Raw genomic sequence first — 17,029 nt, 5'->3', positions numbered from 1 at the left:
CTGTGGGTGTCAGTGGGTCGGTGGCGCGCAGACGATGACGATGTCGTCCTCGGCCGGGTCGACGTCGGCGGTGAGGACGAGCCCGCGTCCGGTCAGCCGCAGCCGGACCGGGCTCGGGTGCTCGGGGTCGTGTGGGACGCCGACGATCAGGAACCGGCCCTCGGTGTCGGTGCGGGTGGCGGACCCGGTGCCGGGCAGCTCGACCCGCATCGCGGCCAGTGGCTGCTCCTGGGGGCCGACCACCCGCCCACTGAGACTGCGCACGTCGAGTTGCCGCAACCGCAGCGGTTGCAGCACCGGCGGCGCGGCCGGAGTCGGGTGGTCCACCTGCGCCGACACATCGATCAGCAGCGCCGGTCGGGGCGCCGTACCGAATGCCGTCCACAGTGGTAGATCGCCGGCCTCCAGCACGACCGGGTAACTGCCGTCGCTGGTCGCGGCGGTGAGCACCCGGTCCAGCCGGGGCAACCCGGCCGGTCCGGTGACGCAGAGCAGGTGGCGGACCGTGAACCGGTACGGTTCGCGGACCGCGCCGCTGGAGCGGGTCTGCCGGGCCGGGCGCAGCTCCATCGGCCAGAGGGTGAGCCCGTCGGCGTCGTCGCACGCGCGGGGCGGACCGACCGGGACGGGTTCCCCCGCCGCGCTGGTCACCCAGGCGACCAGCTCGGCGGTGGCGGTCTCGATCGGTCCGCGCCCGTGGGTGGTCATCGCGGCGGCGTCCCCTGGATCCGGTACGCGATGGCCTCGTTCCACACGTGCGGGTAGACGCCGATTTCGAAGTACCGGGTGAAGCGGTTGATCGGCGCGTTGGTGTGGTCGTGGTAGAGCAGCCACACCGGCGCGATGGTGAACAGGACGTAGTTGGCCAGGACGAGGGGGATGTAGAGCGGCCCGAGCAGGCGACCCTGGAAGATGTGCACGTCCTCGTGCCGCTGGATGCCCGAGCTGGAGCCGGCGCAGACGGTGCCGATGGTGGTGGCGTAGCGGGGTGATACCCCCTCCACCACGCTGACCCGACCGCTGTTCAGCGACGTGGGCCGGTCCAGCGAGTGCCCGAAGATCAGGTGCACGGTCAGGTAGATGGCGCCGACGACGGTGTTGAGCAGACTCCAGGTGTGGTCGACGACGAAGAGGAAGATGCCGCGGGCGTCCGAGGCGTACACCCCGGCGGAGGCCACCGACCAGCCGAAGACCGCGCCGATCACCAGGCCCACGACGGCGCCGATCAGCAGCCCGATCGGGCCACCGGCGAGGAAGCCGAGCAGGGCGCCGAAGCCGACCTGAACGGCTGCGCTGAGAATTCCGAAGACCATGACGGCACCCCTCAGACCCAGGAACGGAAGACTCGGGGCTCGCGACCGCTCGCGACCTGGGTCGGCGTCGCCTGTCGGTTGCCGGGCGGGAACTGGTTGACGCCGAGCGCGGCGGAGAAGATGACCAGCGCGTTGAAGAACGCGATGACCCACTTCTCGCCGCCGGCGTCGTCGGCGAACGCCGCTGTCAGGTAGGACAGCAGCAGCGCGATGGCGATGGCGATCCACTTGCGGAGCTTGTCGCCGCTCGGGCCGATCAGCCCGCCGATGACGTTGGTGGCCAGCAGGGTCGCGGCGCTCGCGCCGGCGATGGTCCCCAGGGCTGCCCAGGTGAAGAGATCGTTCATGACGATCCCCCTTCTGCGATGGTGCGACCGGGATGTGGTGGTGGTGAGGTCCGGTGCGCCCGCGGGGAGCACCGGGGCCGGTCGCCGTCGTTTCGGGGGCGGCCGGGGCCGGGCGTGGCCGGCTGGGCCGGCCACCAGATGGATCAGCCGGGCCCCGGGCCGCCGGCGGGCGGGCCCGGCGGCGGGGTCGGACCGGGCGCAGCCGGCGCCGCGGGATGACGGCGGCGAACCAGGAGTACGCCCACCGCGGCGAGCAGCAGCAGGAGGAGGACACCGCCGACGACCAGCAGCCAGGGGAATCCGCCGTCGTCCTCCTCGCCGGCGGCGACCGGCGAGGTGGACGGTCGAGGTGGCGCCTCGGCCACGGCCCGCAGCTCGGCCGGCTTCTCCTGGTTGGGATCGACCTTCCAACTGACCGAACGGCCGTTGACGGTGCCATTGCTGTCGATCACCCGGCCGGGAAAGGTCACCGAGATCTCGAACGACATGAGCTTGAGGAACGCCTGTTGGTTCTGCGGATTCTGCTCCGCAACCTTTCCGCCATATTTCTTGGGATCGAGCGGCAGCGTGAAGCGGTAGAGATCACCGTCCCGGACCAGTTTCACGCTCTCGGTGTCGAAACCGGCCAGCGGCGCCTTGCGGTAACTGATCTGGGAGCCGTAGAAAGTGTCGTCCTGGTAAAGGGTCTCCTCGCCCGCCGGTAGGGCGGGGATGTTCTGCCGCAACTCCGCGAAGGCGACCGGGAGGTTCTTGTTACGGCCGCTCAGCACGGACTTCTGGGCCGTCAGCAGGAGTTGCCCGTCGACCGTGTCGTCGGCGTTGACGGTCAACCCCATGTTGAGTTGCATGCAGCCGCTCAGCGCGGCGAGAAGAAGGAGGCACACCGCGACGCGGAGTGCCCTACCGCGGTTGACTCTCCTGTTCATGGGCTCAGTGTGTGTGATCGCTTTCACCATCAGCAGTCAGCGATCGGTCACAACGAAGTCGCCGATTGTACCGGCGCACTGTCGCCTTTGATTAGCCCCGACGGCGACCCGTAGTCTGGTCCGATGAGAATTGTCGCGTGCGTCCTGCTGGTAGATCCCCGGTCGCAGTGCAGACGCTGCCCGAGCTGGACCGGGTGAAGCACTACTTCCTCGGCAGCACCAGCGCCTGGCAGGAGGACGTGGTGCTCGGCGAGGGCGCGGCGATGCTCTTCGTCCCCGGTGCCGAGGTGCTCGACGGTCGTCAGTGGACGCCGGGCACCGTGGAGGTGTTGACCGAGTTCCTCGCCTCGGCGGAGTACGCCGCCCTGGCCACCGGCCGGATCGCTTGGCCGGCTCAGCCCGTCGGCGGTCGCCAGTCCGCGTAGCGGGCCATGCTGCGCAGGGCGACCCGGCCCGGGGTGACCCGCAACGCGACGTTCCTCATCGCGAAGGCAATCGGATTGTGCAGCTGCTGTCCGAACCGCCCAGCGACGTAGGAGGCACGCGCGACGGACTGACTGCGGGGTCGACGCTGCTCGTCGTACGCGGCCAGGGCGGCCGGCAACCCCTCGGCACCGCCGGCGCAGACCGCGCCGAGCACCACCGCGTCCTCGATCGCCTGCCCGGCGCCCTGCCCGAGGTTGGGGGTCATCGGGTGGGCGGCGTCGCCGAGCAGTGCCACCCGCCCCCGCACGTACGAGGGCAGCGGCTCCGCCAGGTAGTGGATGTCGTTACGCAGGACGGCATCGGGTGGGGTCGCCGCGAGAAGCGCCGGAATGGGGTCGTGCCAGTCGCCGAAGCGCTCGCGCAGGGCAGCCAGCTCGTCCGGGGCGTGGCCGCCGGGCGGGGCGTTCAGCGCGCCGTACCAGTAGAGCTGGCCGTCGCCGATCGGCACCATGCCGAACTCGGCTCCCGGCCCCCAGGTGATGGCGGCCGGGATCGGATCCGGAAACGCGATGGCCGCCCGCCACGTCGTCGATCCGGCGTACACCGGGCCGGGGTGGTGCGGCCAGAGCTGGGCGCGGACCCGGCTGCGCAGGCCGTCGGCGCCGACCACCAGATCGGCGGTGAGGGTGTGCGCGCCGTCCGGCCCCTGATAGCGCACCTCGGCACGGTCCGGGCCCGACTCGACGTGCTCCACCGCGGCGTTGGTGTGCAGGGACGAGGCGGGCAGGGCCTCGCGCAGGGTGCGGTGCAGCGTGGCCCGGTGCACGCCGAGCGCCGTGGTGCCCAGCTGCCTGATCATCTCCGAGGCGTCCACCCGGGACAACCACCGCCCGTGCCGGTCGCGGATCCCGCCGGGGGCCTCACCGTGTCCACCCCGGCGCAGGGCCGGGCCGAGGCCGAGGGCGTCCACAGCACGCACGGCGTTGGCCATCAGGCTCAGGCCGGCGCCGACCTCGCGCATTTCAGGGGCGCGCTCCAGCACGGTGACCCTCCACCCGTGCCGGTGCAGGGCGAGCGCCGCGCTCAACCCGCCGATGCCGGCGCCCACCACCACCGCGTGTGAGTCGTCCATGTCGATCCTCCTTCTACAGCTGTAGAAGGAGGATACTACCTGCGGACCCCGGGAAGGAGGAGTGCCATGACGGCGCGGGCGAACCGGATCGCTACGCTGACCGACGCGGCCATCGAACTGATCGCCGACGGTGGCATGCGAGCCCTGACCCACCGGGCGGTCGACGGCCGTGCCGGAATGCCGCCGGGCACCACCTCCGCGTACCTGCGGACCCGACAGGCGCTGATCGAGGCGGTCGTCGGACGGCTCGCCGAACGGGACCGGGCCGACCTGGCCGCGTACGACCTGCCGACCGGCCCGCCACCCCCGACCCCCGCCCCCCGGCTCGACAGCGGCGACCTCGACGCCCTCGCCGCCGGCGTCGCCGAGGTGCTCGACCGCTGGTTGAGCACCGGACGCAGCCGGAGCCTCGCGCGCTACGCCTGCCTGCTGGAGGCGGTGCACCGGCCTGAGCTGCGCGGCATCCTGCAACACGGCACCGGCCTGCGGGTGCAGGCCCGGGACCTGCTGACCCGGGCCGGGGCCACCGACCCCGACCGGCAGGGCGACCAGTTCGTCGCGTTCGTGGACGGGCTGCTCTTCGACCGACTGGCCGGCGCGGGCGCGCTCAGCGCCCCACCGCCCGGTACGGTCGCCAGCCGCGCCGACCTGAGCGCCGCCGTCCGTACGCTGCTGCGGGCCCTCACCGGAAGCTGACCCGACCGACGCCGGTCGACGAGCGGGTCGCCGGGCCCGGTCGGGTGCGGGCCCGGCAGCGTGCGGGCACCCGGGCCGGGGGCGCAGAGCAGCCCGGTGATCACGTCCGACGCGTGCTGGGAGACGATCGCCTCGGGAGGCCGTGGCCCGCCGGCCTGGTGCCGTGGGACGGTCCTTTGGAGCTGAATCGTTTACGACATCGAGCCTGATTCGTTTGCGGCATCAGCTCCAAAGGGGGAGCGGACGGCATGCTGCGGTGAGCCGGCGGCGTGGTGTCGCGCGTTGCGCTGCGCCGCCGTAGGCCGGCAGCGCGGTGTCGGACCGGAGCGCGGACGCCCTCGGTCTCCCGCCGGTCTGACCTGCGCACTGCTCAATGGTGGTTCCCTGCCCCGGGGGGAGGGGCGGTGAGCCAGGCGATGGCGGAATCGCGGATCGGGGCGGGGATGTCGTGGCCGCCGGGGAACTCCTGGTAGGTCACGTCGTAGCCGAGGTCGTGCAGGTGGGGGACGAGGCGGCGGCTGCACACGTCGATGGGCAGCACCCGGTCGTCGACGCCGTGCGAGATGAAGATCCGTGGTCGGCCGTGGGTGACAGGTGGCGCGGCGAAACCGGGGGAGAAGGCCAGCACCGCGTCGACCAGATCCCCGTTGGCCAGGCCCAGCGACAGCGCGTACGAGGCGCCGTCGGAGAACCCTCCGACCGTCACGTCGGACACCGGGTAGGTGTCGAAGACGGTCGCCAACAGCCCGTCAATGCGCCCCACGTCCGCCCCGAAGCCGCCGGCGATCAGGTCCCAACTGGCGGCCGACGAGTCCGGGGCGACCAGCAGCAGGTGCTGCGCGTCAGCGACCGGCAGCAGCAGGTCCAGCCCCTGACGCGCCGAACCGCCCGCGCCGTGCAGGAGCAGCACCAACCGGTACGCCGAACCGTCGGTCGCCGGCTCCGGGGCGTACCCCAGGGCCAGCCGGTCACCGTCAGGTCCGGTCATCGGCACCAGCCCGGTGCGGCCCGGCCCCACCGGCAGGTGGCGGCGGGCGGTCAACCGGCCGTCCCGAGGGCTCGACGCCGGGTCCCAGTGCGACGGCGCGGAGTCGGACACGGGTCGGCGCTCCTCGCGGTGGACGAAAGGTCCGACGCGGTTACCCGGCCCGTACGGGGTTAACCGTCGGTGCGCTCGACTGGGCGCCGACTCAGCCGCTGGCCCGCGCCACCAGGGCGGACGGGAAGAGGGTCACCGGAGCCGCCGGGCGCCCGTCCAGCAGGGCGGTGGCCGCCGCGACGGCGATCCGCCCCACCGGATGACTCGCCGTGGTCAGCGCCGGGGCGGTCATCCCGGCCAACGGTATGTCGTCGAAGCCGGCCACCGCGACGTCACCGGGCACCCGCGCACCGGCGTCCCGCAGGCCCGCGATCACCCCGAGCGCGGTGTCGTCGCTGATCGCGTAGATCGCGTCGATGTCCGGCCAGCGGCGCAGCGCCTCGCCGGCCGCCGTCCGGCCGCGCGCCGCCCTGAAGTCCCCGGGGAGTATCCGCTCCGGTAGGCCGGCCTCGGCCATGAGCCTGCGGTACGTCTGCACCGGGCGTTGCGCGCAGGGCAGCCACCGGGGGCCGGTCACCATGGCGATCCGGCGGCGACCCGAGGCGTACAGGTGGCGCAGCACCTCCTCGGAGCCGGCGGCGTTGTCGACGTCGAACGACGGCACGGTCGCCGAGCCGACGCCGATCGAGACCACCCGACCGCGTAACGACCGGGGCACCGCCGCCAGCAGCTCCTCGGTGGTATTGACCAGGATCACCCCGCACACGCTGCGATCCCCGTCGAGCTGGTCGAGGCTGCGGGGGTCGCCGAGCGGCAGCCAGTACAGCGCCACCCCGACACCGGCGGGCGTGCACACCCGGGCGGCAGCGCCGACCACCTGGTGCACGTACGGGTCGTCGAGCACCGCGGCGCTGGTGCCCAGAACGGCCACGACCAGGCGTACGCCGCCGCCGCGGACGAGCGCCCGGGCGGCCGGGTTGGGCACGTAGCCGAGCTGGTCGACGGCTGCCGTGACCTGTTTCCGGGCGGCCGGTGAGGCGAACCCCGTGCCGGCGATCACCCGCGACGCCGTGGACCGGGACACCCCGGCGACCCGGGCCACGTCCTCGAGGGTGGCCGGTCGGTGTGCCGCTGTCGTCATCGTCGCCTCCTGCGGCGGCCCGTCCGGTCGGACCAACGCCTGCTCACATCATGCCCCGGCCGCACCAGCAGCGGTAAGGGGCGGTTGCCGGTTGTGGTGGTAGCGCTCTCAGGTGTGCGATCGTGCCAGGAGATCACCCCGAGAAAGAGGACCCACCCTCGTGAGCGCCCCCACCAGTCGACCGGTAGCCCCGGACGTCGCATCGCCGACCCTGCGGACGGTGCGGCTCGCCCGCAACGGCGTCGCTGTCACCTTCACCCTCAACGGGCTGGCCGTCGGCAGCTGGTTCTCCCGCGTCCCGGCGGTCCGTGAGGCGTTGGACCTCTCCGCCGGCCGACTCGGCCTGCTGCTGCTGGCGATGAGCGTCGGCGCGCTGCTCGCCATGCCCACGTCCGGCCTGCTCGCCCAGCGATTCGGTGCGGCCCGCACCGTCACGATGGCCACCGTGCTGGTCGCGGTCGGCCTGACCGTGGCGGGGCTGGGCGCCACGATGACCGGGTCGTTCGCCATCGTCGCCCTGGGACTGGTCGCCTTCGGCTACGGTTCCGGCGCCTGCGACGTGGCGATGAACGTCGAGGGCGCGGCGGTGGAACGGCGGCTGAGCCGTACGATCATGCCCCGTTTCCACGCCGGATGGAGCCTCGGTTCGGTGGCCGGAGCGGCGCTCGGCGCCGGGGCGGCCCGGTTCGACGTGTCGGTCGGTGCGCATCTCGTCGCGGTGGCGGTGGTCGTGTCGACCGGCACCGCGCTCGCCGCCCGGACGTTCCTGCCCGTGGGTAGCGATCACACCGGCGACCCGGCGGACGCCACCCCCGCCGCCCGTCGCCGGGCGCAACTCGCCGCCTGGCGGGAGCCGCGCACCCTGCTGATCGGGCTGTTCGTCCTGGTGGCGGCGTTCACCGAGGGTGCCGCCAACGACTGGTTGGCCGTGGCGTTCATCGATGGACGGGATGTGAGCGAGGCCGCCGGCGCGGCGGTCTTCGCGGTGTTCGTGGTGGGCATGACCGTCGGACGCACCGTCGGCACCATCGCGCTGGACCGGTGGGGTCGGGTGCCGGTGCTCAGCGGCACCATCGGCCTCGCCGTGGTCGGCGCCGGCCTGGCCGTGCTGGCGGGCTCCGGGCCGGTGGCCGTCATCGGCGTCGCGCTGTGGGGCCTGGGTGCGTCGCTGGGCTTCCCGGTCGGGATGAGCGCGGCGGCCGACGACGAGGCGCACGCGGCGGTGCGGGTGAGCGTGGTCGCGGTGATCGGCTACACCGCGTTCCTCGGTGGCCCGCCGTTGCTGGGGCTGGTCGGCGACGAGGTCGGCACCCTGCGCGCGCTGCTGGCGGTGCCGCTGCTGCTGCTGCCGACCCTGCTGCTGGTGCCGGTGCTGCGCCCGCCGCACTCCGCTGAAACTGCTCCGTCGGCAGGTAAAAGCTAACCCACCTCGCCGCCGGACGGTATCGGGTGCGCGGCCGACTGCGCCGCGCACCCGCACTGGTTACGGTCGCCCGATGCCAACCGACGAGATCACCGCCGCCGCGGCGGGCACCTGGACCCTGGGCGACCGCACCGTGCACCGGATGGGCTTCGGCTCCATGCGGATCACCGCGAACCCCGACGGTGGCCGGGCCGTCGCCCTGCTGCGCCGCGCCGTGCAGTTGGGCGTCAACCACATCGACACCGCCGCGTTCTACGTGTCGCCCGGGGGCACCCTGCGCGTCGGCACCGGCCCGGCCCGCTACGCCACCGAGCTGATCCGCGCGGCGCTCGCCCCGTACCCGGAGGACCTGGTGATCGCCACCAAGGTCGGTTTCGGGTACGACCCGGAGGCGGGCTTCACCGAGGCGTTCACCCCGGCGCAGTTGCGGGCCCAGGTGGAGGAGAACCTTCGCCGGCTCGGCCGCGACCAGCTCGACGTGGTGAACCTGCGCCTCGGCCGGGGGCCGGGTGCGGTGCCGGTGGCCGATCGGTTCGGCGCGCTCGCCGAGTTGCGGGCTGCCGGGCTGATCCGGCACCTCGGGCTCTCCAACGCCCGGCCGGAACAGCTGGACGAGGTGGCGGGCATCGCGCCGGTGGTCTGCGTGCAGAACAACTACGGGGTGGACGCCTACCGGGAGCAGGACGCCTTCGTCCGGCTCTGCGGTGAGCGGGGCATCGCCTTCGTACCGTTCTTCGCGCTGGCCGGCACCGGGCGGGAGGCGGGCGCGAGCACCGCGCAGGGCGAGGCCGTGGAGGCGGTCGCCAGCGCCCACGGCGTCACCCCGCAGCAGGTACGCCTCGCCTGGACCCTGCACCAGGGCCCTCACGTGCTCGCCATCCCCGGCACCACCGACCCGGAGCACCTGGCGCAGAACATCGCCGCCGGAGCTCTACGTCTGACCCCGGAAGACCTGACCCGTCTCCATTGATCGTCACGCCGTCGCCGCTCACGCCCGTACGACGTGCACGACGATCTCCTGACCGTCGCCCACGGTGCCGGAGAACCCTTCCGACAACGCGTCCACGACCGTCAGCTGGAGCGCGAGGGTCTCGTGCGCGATGAGCTTCTGATGCGCGGAGATCGCCGCCGCGACATCCGCGGGCGCGGCGATCGACACCGTGATCCGGTCGGCGACCTCGAAGTCAGCGTCGCGGCGGGCCTGCTGGACGATGCGGACGACGTCGCGGGCGACGCCTTCGGCTGCCAGTTCGGGGGTGATCTCGGTGTCCAACGCGATCGTCGCGCCGCGTTGGGACTCCACTACCCAACCGGTGCGCGGCACCTCAGTGATCAGGATGTCGTCCGGGCCCACCTCGACCTGCGCACCGTCGACCGACAGCGGGTACGTCCCGTTCGCCCGGACGCCGTCGACCAGGTCCCGGGGGGCCACGGCGGCAATCGCCTTCGCGACGTGCTGGGTGCGGTTGCCGAATCGGCGGCCCAGGGTCCGGAAGTTCGCTTTGACCTGCACGTCGATCACCCCGCTCTGGGGATCGAGCGGCTGGAGGACCTTGACGTTCAACTCGTCGCCGATGTCGTCCAGCAACGCCTGCGGGAGAACGGTGCCGGCCGGCAGCCCGACGAGCGCGCGGCTCAACGGCTGACGGATCCGAAGACTGCTCGTCTTCCGAGCGGACCGGCCCGCCTCGGCCAGCGCCCGCGCCGTGGCCACCTGGGCCGACAACTCGGTGCTGATCAGTGTGGTGTCGGGTGTGGGCCAGGTCGCCAGGTGCACCGACTCCGGGGCCGACGCGGCCCCCCGCCGGACGACCTGCTGCCACACCTCCTCCGTGACGAAGGGAACGAACGGCGCGAGCAGCCGCGTGAGGATGTCGAGGCATTCGTACAGGGTGGCGAGCGCGTTGGGGTCGCCCTCCCAGAAACGCTGCCGCGAGCGCCGCACGTACCAGTTCGACAGGTCGTCGATGAAGTCGGCGAGCAGTCGGCCGGCGCGCGCCGTGTCGTAGTTCTGGAGTCGCTCGTCGACGGCCGCCGCGAGGGCGTGGACCTCGCCGACGACCCACCGGTCCAGCACCGGCCGCTGGGTGACCGGCTGCGCCAGGTGCGGCGCCCAGGTGGAGTTCGCCGCGTAGAGGGAGAAGAACGCCGCGGTGTTCCAGTAGGTCATCAACACCTTGCGGACGATCTCGTCGAGTGGGCCGGGCCCGATCCGGCGCGGCGACCACGGTGAGCCGGAGCAGGCCATGAACCAGCGCACCGCGTCGGCGCCGTGCGTGTCCATCAACGGGATCGGCAGCAGGATGTTGCCCAGGTGTTTGCTCATCTTGCGGCCGTCCTCGGCCAGGATGTGCCCGAGGCAGACGACGTTCTCGTACGGGGACCGGTCGAAGACCAGCGTGCCCACCGCCATCAGCGTGTAGAACCATCCCCGCGTCTGATCGATCGCCTCGCAGATGTACTGGGCCGGGTAGGTGCGCTCGAAGATCTCCCTGCTGCCCGGCACGTGGGGGTAGCCCAACGACGCGAACGGCATCGCCCCGGAGTCGTACCAGGCGTCGATCACCTCGGGGACCCGGGTGGCGATCCGGCCGCAGTCCGGGCAGGCGAAGGTGATCTCGTCGACGTACGGGCGGTGCGGATCCAGCTCGGACAGGTCGGCGCCGGCCAGCTCCCCGAGCTCCGTACGGGAACCGACAGCGGTCACGTGGTTGTCCGGGCATCGCCACAGCGGCAGCGGGGTGCCCCAGTACCGGGAGCGGGACACCGCCCAGTCGATGTTGTTCTTCAGCCAGTCGCCGTAGCGGCCGTGCTTGATGTGCTCCGGGAACCAGTTGGTGTTCTCGTTCTCCCGCGTCAGCTCGTCGCGGACCTCGGTCGTCCGGATGTACCAGGATGGCTGCGCGTAGTACATCAGCGGGGTATGGCACCGCCAGCAGTGCGGGTAGGGGTGCTCGAACGGTTCGTGCCGGAACAACCGGCCGGACGTCCTGAGACGGTCGATGAGCAACGCGTCGGCGTCCTTGAAGAACACCCCTCCGACCAGGTCGATGCCGTCGGTGAACCGCCCGTTCGGGGCGACCGGGTTGACCAGCGGCAACCCGTAGGCGCGGCAGACGGCGAGGTCGTCCGCGCCGAAGGCCGGCGCCTGGTGCACCAGGCCGGTGCCGTCCTCGGTCGTGACGTACTCGGCGAGGACCACCCGGTGCGCGTCCGGGATGTCCACCAGGTCGAACGGCCGTTCGTACCGCAGACCCTCCAGGGCCGACCCCGGTACGGTCGCCAGGATCTCCGCCTCGTCGCCGAGGACCCGCCGGGTCAGCGGTTCGGCGACGATGAACGTGCCCTCCCCGGTGCGGGCGAGGGCGTACGTCACTGTGGGGTGTACGGCGACGGCGGTGTTGGACACCAGGGTCCACGGGGTGGTGGTCCAGATCAGCAGGTCGACGCCGCTGTGGCCGGCCACGTCCCCGCGCAACGGAAACCGCACGTACACGGAGGGGTCGGTGACGGTCTCGTACCCCTGCGCCACCTCGTGGTCGGAGAGGGTCGTGCCGTCGCGGGTGCAGTACGGCGCGACCCGGAAGTCCTCCACCAGGCGCCCACCGTCGTGGATCTGCTTCAGTGACCACCAGACGCTGTCCACGTACTCCGGGGACATGGTCTGGTACGGATGCTCCAGGTCGATCCAGTAACCCATACGTTCGCTGAGCTGGACGAACTCGTCCACGTGCCGCAGCACCGAGGCGCGGCACAGGGCGTTGAACTCCGCGACGCCCATCTTCTCGATGTCGGGCTTACCGCTGAGCCCCAGCTCCTTCTCCACAGCGAGCTCAACGGGCAGGCCGTGGCAGTCCCACCCGGCACGGCGTGGCACCGAGAAGCCCCGCATCGTGCGGTACCGGGGAAAGAGGTCCTTGAAGACCCTCGCCTCGATGTGGTGGGTGCCCGGCGTGCCGTTGGCGGTCGGCGGCCCCTCGTAGAACACCCACGGCGGACCGTCGGCCGTCTGCTCCAGACTCCGGTCGAACACGTTGTTGGCCTGCCACCACTCGATGACCGCGCGGTCCACGCCACCAAGGTCGATCTTGGTGGGCAGTGGCACGAATGGCGACTTCGACGGACCGTCCGGCACCGACGTTCTCCCTACACTCCACGTCCGCTCGCGCGGGCATCAGCTCACTGCCCACACGGGGACGAAGCGCCGGGCGTATGGCCAGGACTCCGCGGTACCACCCCGCTTGCGCCCCGATGGTGCGGGCGCCGCTCCATTTCGCGACGTGACGTGCCGCGACGTCCGGTTCTACCGGGGCGATCGAGCTGCCCGTTCTTCCGGAGGCTCCCCGGTGATGGCCGGATCGGTGCCGATGCCGCCAGCATAGCTGTCCGTGCGCGGAGCCAGTGGCCGGAGCGCTAGGCGTGCAGCCAGACGCGTAGGGGGCCGGTGGTGGTGAAGCCTGCGGAGAGCGCCGGCGTGAGGTCCGCTGTGGTTTCGTAGCCGACCATCGGCACGTCGGGCAGGGTGACGCACACCGCTCGCCAGATGTCCCGGGGGTTGTCGGTGCGGGTGAACAGGTTGGAGACGCCGTACGGGCCGTCGCCGCTGAGCACCGCCCCGCCGATGATCACACCTCGGTCGTCGCGGCGGGCGAGCACGCGTACGCGGGGGTCGGCCAGGAGCGCGGGCCGGAACAGCTCTCCACCGCCGTGGGCCGCCGCCCAGGCCGCCAGCTCGTCGGGCGTGGTGACAGCGGCCAGCGGTGTGCCGACAGGTGGTGCCGACGGTGGCCGGTGGATCCACTGCGCGTCGAAGAGCACCCGGAACCCGTACCCGGACAGGTCGAGGTCGGCGAAACTGTCCTTCACCGACGCGCCGGGCCCCGCGTCGATCCGGGCCAGCAGGGCCTCGGCGTCGACGCCCGGCCGCACTGTGACCGCGTCCGGGTACCACTGTGGCGAACGGTGGGGGACCGACCAGGCCTCGCCGTCGGTACGGCCGGCCAGCCCGTGGCTGCCGCAGACGATGTCGCACCACTCAGCGTTGTTGCGGGCCGCCGCGACCCGTGCGTCCAAGGGCATGATCGGCAGCCTAGGCGGCCCGAGGGGTGCGGTCAGGGGGCGTAGACCAGGTCCATCATGTCGGTGTGCCCGGACCAGCGCAGGTCGAGGCGCCAGCAGCCGGCCTGCGGCAGGTCGATGATCGACGGACCGGGGCCACCGGGGACCTCCCGGATCACCCGGGTGTCGGCGCCGTCCAGCCTCGCGGTGATCACCAGGGTTGCCGGTGCGGTCGGGTCGGGCGAGGTCGTGGCGGCGCGGGCCACCCAGAGGATCTTGTTGTTCGACCCGTCCGTCCGGACCCGCCGCAGCGGATGGGCGAACAGCACCGCCACGATGTCACCCTTCGCGCCGAAGACGTGCGGAACCCGCGCGTCCCCGCTGAACCCGGCGTCCGCCCAGTCGGGCAGCGACCCCGTCTCGACCCGCGCCGCGCAGGCGGTCGCGGTGCTCGCCGTGGTGGCCGCACTCGCCGTCGGCGCCGCGCCGCTGGTGGTGGTCGTGCACCCCGCCAGCAGGACCACCGAGGATGCCAGCATCAACCTGCCCCAGGAACCCATCCCGCCCCTTCCGGTACGCGCCGAGGACTCGTCGCACCTTTCCGACACCGCCCGGGCCCGCCGGGTTCCCAGTGCCCCGACCGGGACGTCTACCGGGTTGGCGGCGGGGACAGAGGGGGAATTGCGGGCGCATGTGAGGATGCCGACGTGGAACAGAGACTGGGTCGGCGGGCGGCTTCGGACGCGGTCAGCGACCAGGGATGGCGCTATCTGCTGGGCGCGTTGCGCGCGTCGGTCCCCGTCGGCTCACTGGTCCAGGCGACCGAGGTGGCGGCGCGCGTGGTGGCGGTGTGCGGTGGCGACGCCGATGGGCACCTACGCGCTGACATCCGGCCAGACCGGGTCGTCCTGACCCTGCAGTCGGCGGATCAGGCGGCGCTCACCGCTTGCGACATCGACCTTGCGCATCGGATTTCCACCGCAGTGCGGGACGTCGGGCTACTGACGGAGCCTGAGATTGGTACGGGAGCGCCGCGGTCGGTCCAGCTCGTGGAGATCGCTGTCGACGCGCTCGACATCGCAGCGGTCCGGCCGTTCTGGAAGGCCGTGCTGGGCTACATGGACGAGGCGGGAGCCGACGGTCCCACGGACCCGATCGTCGACCCGGTCGGACAGGGGCCGGCGATGTGGTTTCAGCAGATGGATCAGCCACGCCCTGACCGCAATCGCATCCACTTCGACATCTGTGTCCCGCACGACGAGGCGCCACGGCGGATCGACGCCGCGCTGACGGCCGGTGGCCGACTTGTCTCCGCGTCCCATGCTCCCGCCTTCTGGGTCCTCGCCGACATCGAGGGCAACGAGGCGTGTGTGACGACCTGGCAGGGCCGAGACGACTCGTAGACCGGGCGCTCCGCCCGGCTGTCGACGCGTGCGTCCGACACATTCGCTACCCGCCCGGACCCGACCGCGTACTAGCCCAGTGAACGCGCGATCTCGATCGCCTCGGTCTTGGTGAGGCTGCCCTCCAGCCGGTAGCTCACGTCGTTGTCCTGCCAGATCAGGGTCGAGGCGGCCAGTCGGGCGGTCTCCCTGCGGATCCCGCCCGCCCGGTCCACGTAGGACAACACGTGTGGGCCGTCGACCCAGACGGCGAAGTCGCCGTTGACCTGGACCCAGTCCGCGCCCGGCGGGGTGACCTCCTTGTGGAAGGCCAGGTCGAGGTGACCGTCGAACGCGTCGACGCGCAGCGCGCCGCCGTCGTAGAGCAGCGTCGCCACCCGGTACCGGCCCGTGGCGTCCGGGTCGGCGACCAGCACCTGCTCCGGCGGGCCCAGCATCGCCGGCAGGCGGATCGGAAACCGCACCGCCCGTTGGGCCTCGTCCAGAGCGACGGCACGCTGCCCGGGCAACGGTGCCGCGGTTCCGCCGGGCGGCGTCGGGGCGGATGAGGTGGCGATGCTGACCCCGGCGAAGCGCAGCAGCCCCGTGACGACGTCGGCGATCGCGGCCCGCGTCGGCGGCAACACCGCCACCAGCACTGCGACGAGGGCCACCGCGGCGAGCGACCGCCACCGGCGCCGCCGGGGCGCGGGCGCCCTGAGTCGTACGCTGACGCCGGCGGTCACGTCGGGCGGATCGGGGGTGTCCAGCCAGGCGGCCAGGTCGCGCAGTTCCCGTTCGAGGTCACCCATGCCGGACCTCCGCACCGTCGAGCAGGCCACGAAGCTTCGCCAGCGCCCTTGACGTGCGCGACTTCACAGTGCCCCGGGGCCAGCCCAGAGCCGACACCGTCTCCTCCTCGGTGAGATCGAGGAAGAACCGGCAGACGATCACCTCGCGGTCCCGTACCGGCAGTTGCCGCAGCGCCTGCACCAGCGACGCCCGGCGCTCCCCGGCGAGGACCGCGCCGACCGCGTCGTCCTCGGCGATCTCGGACGTCGGGTCCGCTGCCGCGGCCCGCAGGACGAGACCGTCGCGCCGACCCCGGGAGCGGTGCAGGTTGCGGGTCTCGTTCGCGACGATCGCGAGCAGCCACGACCGGAAGGACGCGTCACCCCGGTAACGGGACAGCTTCCGGTACGCCTTCACAAACGCCTCCTGGATGACGTCCTCGGAGTCCGAGCCGGCGCCGAGCAGCACCGCGGTCCGGTACGCGGACGCGGTGTGCCGGGCGACCAGGAGGTTGTACGCCTCCAGGTCACCTTCCCGAGCACGGGTGACGAGTGCCTCGTCGTCCAGGGGAGCCTCCGTTCGGATCACACTCATGACACCGCCCACCCCTAGTGGGTTCCACAGGGATTTCCCGACACGGGTCAGCTCTCTCCCATCCGGCGTGCAGCGTATTGCCAGGAATCGGTGCTGCACTGGAGGGGCGTCGACGAGAGGGGCGGGGCATGAGCTGGTTCAATCGGCGGTCACGGGGTGCCGAGGCGACCCCGACGAAGCTGGACCGGGAGGCGACCCGCGACGACCTCGCGGCGCTGGAGGCGTTCGTGGCCACCCGGCGCGGGGTGGAGTTCTACCTGGAGCCGGAGACGACCGCGACGGACACCACAGTGATGGCGATCGCCCACGACGGCGAGTGGATCCGGCGGCGTACCGGAACGCCCCGCGCGGCCGGGGCCATCGCCCGCAAGCACGCGGTGCCGCTCTACGAGGCGGCGCGCACCGGCTACCCGGAACGGATGCGGACCTGGAGCCGGGCCCACCCGGAACGCCACGCCCGCTGATCGGGCGCGGCAATCCCCGTGCAGCGATATCTTCGCAGGTCAATGTGGTGAGCGTGGCCGCGTGGCGGTGGGGTCCGCGTTGACCGGCGGCGCGGCGGTGTGGCAGCATTCGCGGCCTGACGGCAGTGAAGGAAGTCGGTGCGAATCCGACGCGGTCCCGCCACTGTCACCGGGGAGCGATCCCCCCTCGTGAGTCACGGCCGTGTGTCTGCGGTTGGAAGGCCGGGGGAGAGCGTCGATCCGGAAGCCAGGATACTTCGGCCGTCGGGATGTACCCCAGGGCGTGGACACCCGAG

General features: G+C 72.1%; 18 protein-coding genes and 1 riboswitch. Of the genes, 6 read left to right on the top strand and 12 right to left on the bottom strand.

The features are described from left to right. Positions 1 to 9: 9 nt before the first annotated feature. The 4 genes from ABZS40_RS08995 to ABZS40_RS08980 all read right to left on the bottom strand — a co-directional run bounded on the left by ABZS40_RS08995 (position 10) and on the right by ABZS40_RS08980 (position 2,586). The gene (locus ABZS40_RS08995; RefSeq protein WP_354942769.1) at positions 10 to 708 is read right to left on the bottom strand and encodes a carboxypeptidase-like regulatory domain-containing protein; all 699 of its coding nucleotides are present in this window, start codon (positions 706 to 708) and stop codon (positions 10 to 12) included. Further along, entirely contained in the window at positions 705 to 1,313 is a 609-nt protein-coding gene (locus ABZS40_RS08990; RefSeq protein WP_354942768.1) for a glycine zipper family protein, read from the bottom strand. Before ABZS40_RS08990 ends, ABZS40_RS08995 begins: the two co-directional genes overlap by 4 nt. Positions 1,314 to 1,324: 11 nt before the next feature. Beyond that, a complete protein-coding gene (locus ABZS40_RS08985; RefSeq protein ID WP_354942767.1) occupies positions 1,325 to 1,660 on the bottom strand; it encodes a hypothetical protein in 336 nt (111 codons plus the stop codon). A 143-nt stretch (positions 1,661 to 1,803) separates the two neighbouring features. Next, complete coding sequence (locus tag ABZS40_RS08980; RefSeq protein WP_354942766.1) at positions 1,804 to 2,586, bottom strand: DUF3153 domain-containing protein; 783 nt, start codon at positions 2,584 to 2,586, stop codon at positions 1,804 to 1,806. Between the two features lie 137 nt (positions 2,587 to 2,723). On the opposite strand from ABZS40_RS08980, the gene ABZS40_RS08975 reads away from it, so the two are divergent. Continuing rightward, complete coding sequence (locus ABZS40_RS08975) at positions 2,724 to 3,011, top strand: hypothetical protein (RefSeq protein ID WP_354942765.1); 288 nt, start codon at positions 2,724 to 2,726, stop codon at positions 3,009 to 3,011. On the opposite strand, the gene ABZS40_RS08970 is transcribed toward ABZS40_RS08975, so the two are convergent. Then, a complete protein-coding gene (locus tag ABZS40_RS08970) occupies positions 2,981 to 4,144 on the bottom strand; it encodes an FAD-dependent oxidoreductase (RefSeq protein ID WP_354942764.1) in 1,164 nt (387 codons plus the stop codon). The genes ABZS40_RS08975 and ABZS40_RS08970 overlap by 31 nt on opposite strands. 66 nt (positions 4,145 to 4,210) lie before the next feature. Here ABZS40_RS08970 and ABZS40_RS08965 point away from each other — a divergent pair, with 66 nt between their 5' ends. Then, complete coding sequence (locus tag ABZS40_RS08965; protein ID WP_354942763.1) at positions 4,211 to 4,840, top strand: TetR/AcrR family transcriptional regulator; 630 nt, start codon at positions 4,211 to 4,213, stop codon at positions 4,838 to 4,840. Between the two features lie 370 nt (positions 4,841 to 5,210). Here the strand turns inward: ABZS40_RS08965 and ABZS40_RS08960 are convergent, their stop codons facing one another. Together ABZS40_RS08960 and ABZS40_RS08955 are read right to left on the bottom strand one after the other, a co-directional pair. Then, positions 5,211 to 5,939, bottom strand: coding sequence for a phospholipase (locus ABZS40_RS08960; RefSeq protein WP_354942762.1), 729 nt, complete (start codon positions 5,937 to 5,939; stop codon positions 5,211 to 5,213). 91 nt (positions 5,940 to 6,030) lie between these two features. Beyond that, a complete protein-coding gene (locus ABZS40_RS08955; protein ID WP_354942761.1) occupies positions 6,031 to 7,020 on the bottom strand; it encodes a LacI family DNA-binding transcriptional regulator in 990 nt (329 codons plus the stop codon). A gap of 160 nt (positions 7,021 to 7,180) precedes the next feature. Here ABZS40_RS08955 and ABZS40_RS08950 point away from each other — a divergent pair, with 160 nt between their 5' ends. Then, the gene (locus ABZS40_RS08950; protein ID WP_354942760.1) at positions 7,181 to 8,443 is read left to right on the top strand and encodes an MFS transporter; all 1,263 of its coding nucleotides are present in this window, start codon (positions 7,181 to 7,183) and stop codon (positions 8,441 to 8,443) included. Between the two features lie 73 nt (positions 8,444 to 8,516). Continuing rightward, on the top strand, positions 8,517 to 9,413 hold the full coding sequence (locus ABZS40_RS08945; protein WP_354942759.1) for an aldo/keto reductase: 897 nt from the start codon (positions 8,517 to 8,519) through the stop codon (positions 9,411 to 9,413). A gap of 18 nt (positions 9,414 to 9,431) precedes the next feature. Here the strand turns inward: ABZS40_RS08945 and ileS are convergent, their stop codons facing one another. The 3 genes from ileS to ABZS40_RS08930 form a co-directional block, all read right to left on the bottom strand. Continuing rightward, positions 9,432 to 12,578, bottom strand: coding sequence for an isoleucine--tRNA ligase (gene ileS, locus ABZS40_RS08940; RefSeq protein ID WP_354942758.1), 3,147 nt, complete (start codon positions 12,576 to 12,578; stop codon positions 9,432 to 9,434). Positions 12,579 to 12,856: 278 nt separating this feature from the next. Continuing rightward, positions 12,857 to 13,522, bottom strand: coding sequence for a hypothetical protein (locus ABZS40_RS08935; protein ID WP_354942757.1), 666 nt, complete (start codon positions 13,520 to 13,522; stop codon positions 12,857 to 12,859). Positions 13,523 to 13,554: 32 nt separating this feature from the next. Continuing rightward, positions 13,555 to 14,040, bottom strand: coding sequence for a hypothetical protein (locus ABZS40_RS08930; protein WP_354942756.1), 486 nt, complete (start codon positions 14,038 to 14,040; stop codon positions 13,555 to 13,557). A gap of 168 nt (positions 14,041 to 14,208) precedes the next feature. Between ABZS40_RS08930 and ABZS40_RS08925 the strand changes: the two genes are divergently transcribed. Beyond that, a complete protein-coding gene (locus ABZS40_RS08925; protein ID WP_354942755.1) occupies positions 14,209 to 14,904 on the top strand; it encodes a VOC family protein in 696 nt (231 codons plus the stop codon). Between the two features lie 71 nt (positions 14,905 to 14,975). On the opposite strand, the gene ABZS40_RS08920 is transcribed toward ABZS40_RS08925, so the two are convergent. Together ABZS40_RS08920 and ABZS40_RS08915 are read right to left on the bottom strand one after the other, a co-directional pair. Beyond that, entirely contained in the window at positions 14,976 to 15,695 is a 720-nt protein-coding gene (locus ABZS40_RS08920) for a hypothetical protein (protein ID WP_354942754.1), read from the bottom strand. Beyond that, the gene (locus ABZS40_RS08915; RefSeq protein WP_354942753.1) at positions 15,688 to 16,269 is read right to left on the bottom strand and encodes an RNA polymerase sigma factor; all 582 of its coding nucleotides are present in this window, start codon (positions 16,267 to 16,269) and stop codon (positions 15,688 to 15,690) included. Before ABZS40_RS08915 ends, ABZS40_RS08920 begins: the two co-directional genes overlap by 8 nt. Positions 16,270 to 16,397: 128 nt before the next feature. Here ABZS40_RS08915 and ABZS40_RS08910 point away from each other — a divergent pair, with 128 nt between their 5' ends. Further along, complete coding sequence (locus ABZS40_RS08910) at positions 16,398 to 16,733, top strand: hypothetical protein (protein ID WP_124771482.1); 336 nt, start codon at positions 16,398 to 16,400, stop codon at positions 16,731 to 16,733. A gap of 128 nt (positions 16,734 to 16,861) precedes the next feature. Next, a riboswitch (cobalamin riboswitch) is annotated at positions 16,862 to 16,991 on the top strand. The last annotated feature ends 38 nt before the right edge of the window (positions 16,992 to 17,029 follow it).

Source organism: Micromonospora sp. NPDC005324, from assembly GCF_040607155.1.
GTDB classification, from domain to species: domain Bacteria; phylum Actinomycetota; class Actinomycetes; order Mycobacteriales; family Micromonosporaceae; genus Micromonospora; species Micromonospora trifolii.
Note: the sequence above shows the minus strand (reverse complement) of the source record. Positions and strands in the feature narration are given on the sequence as shown.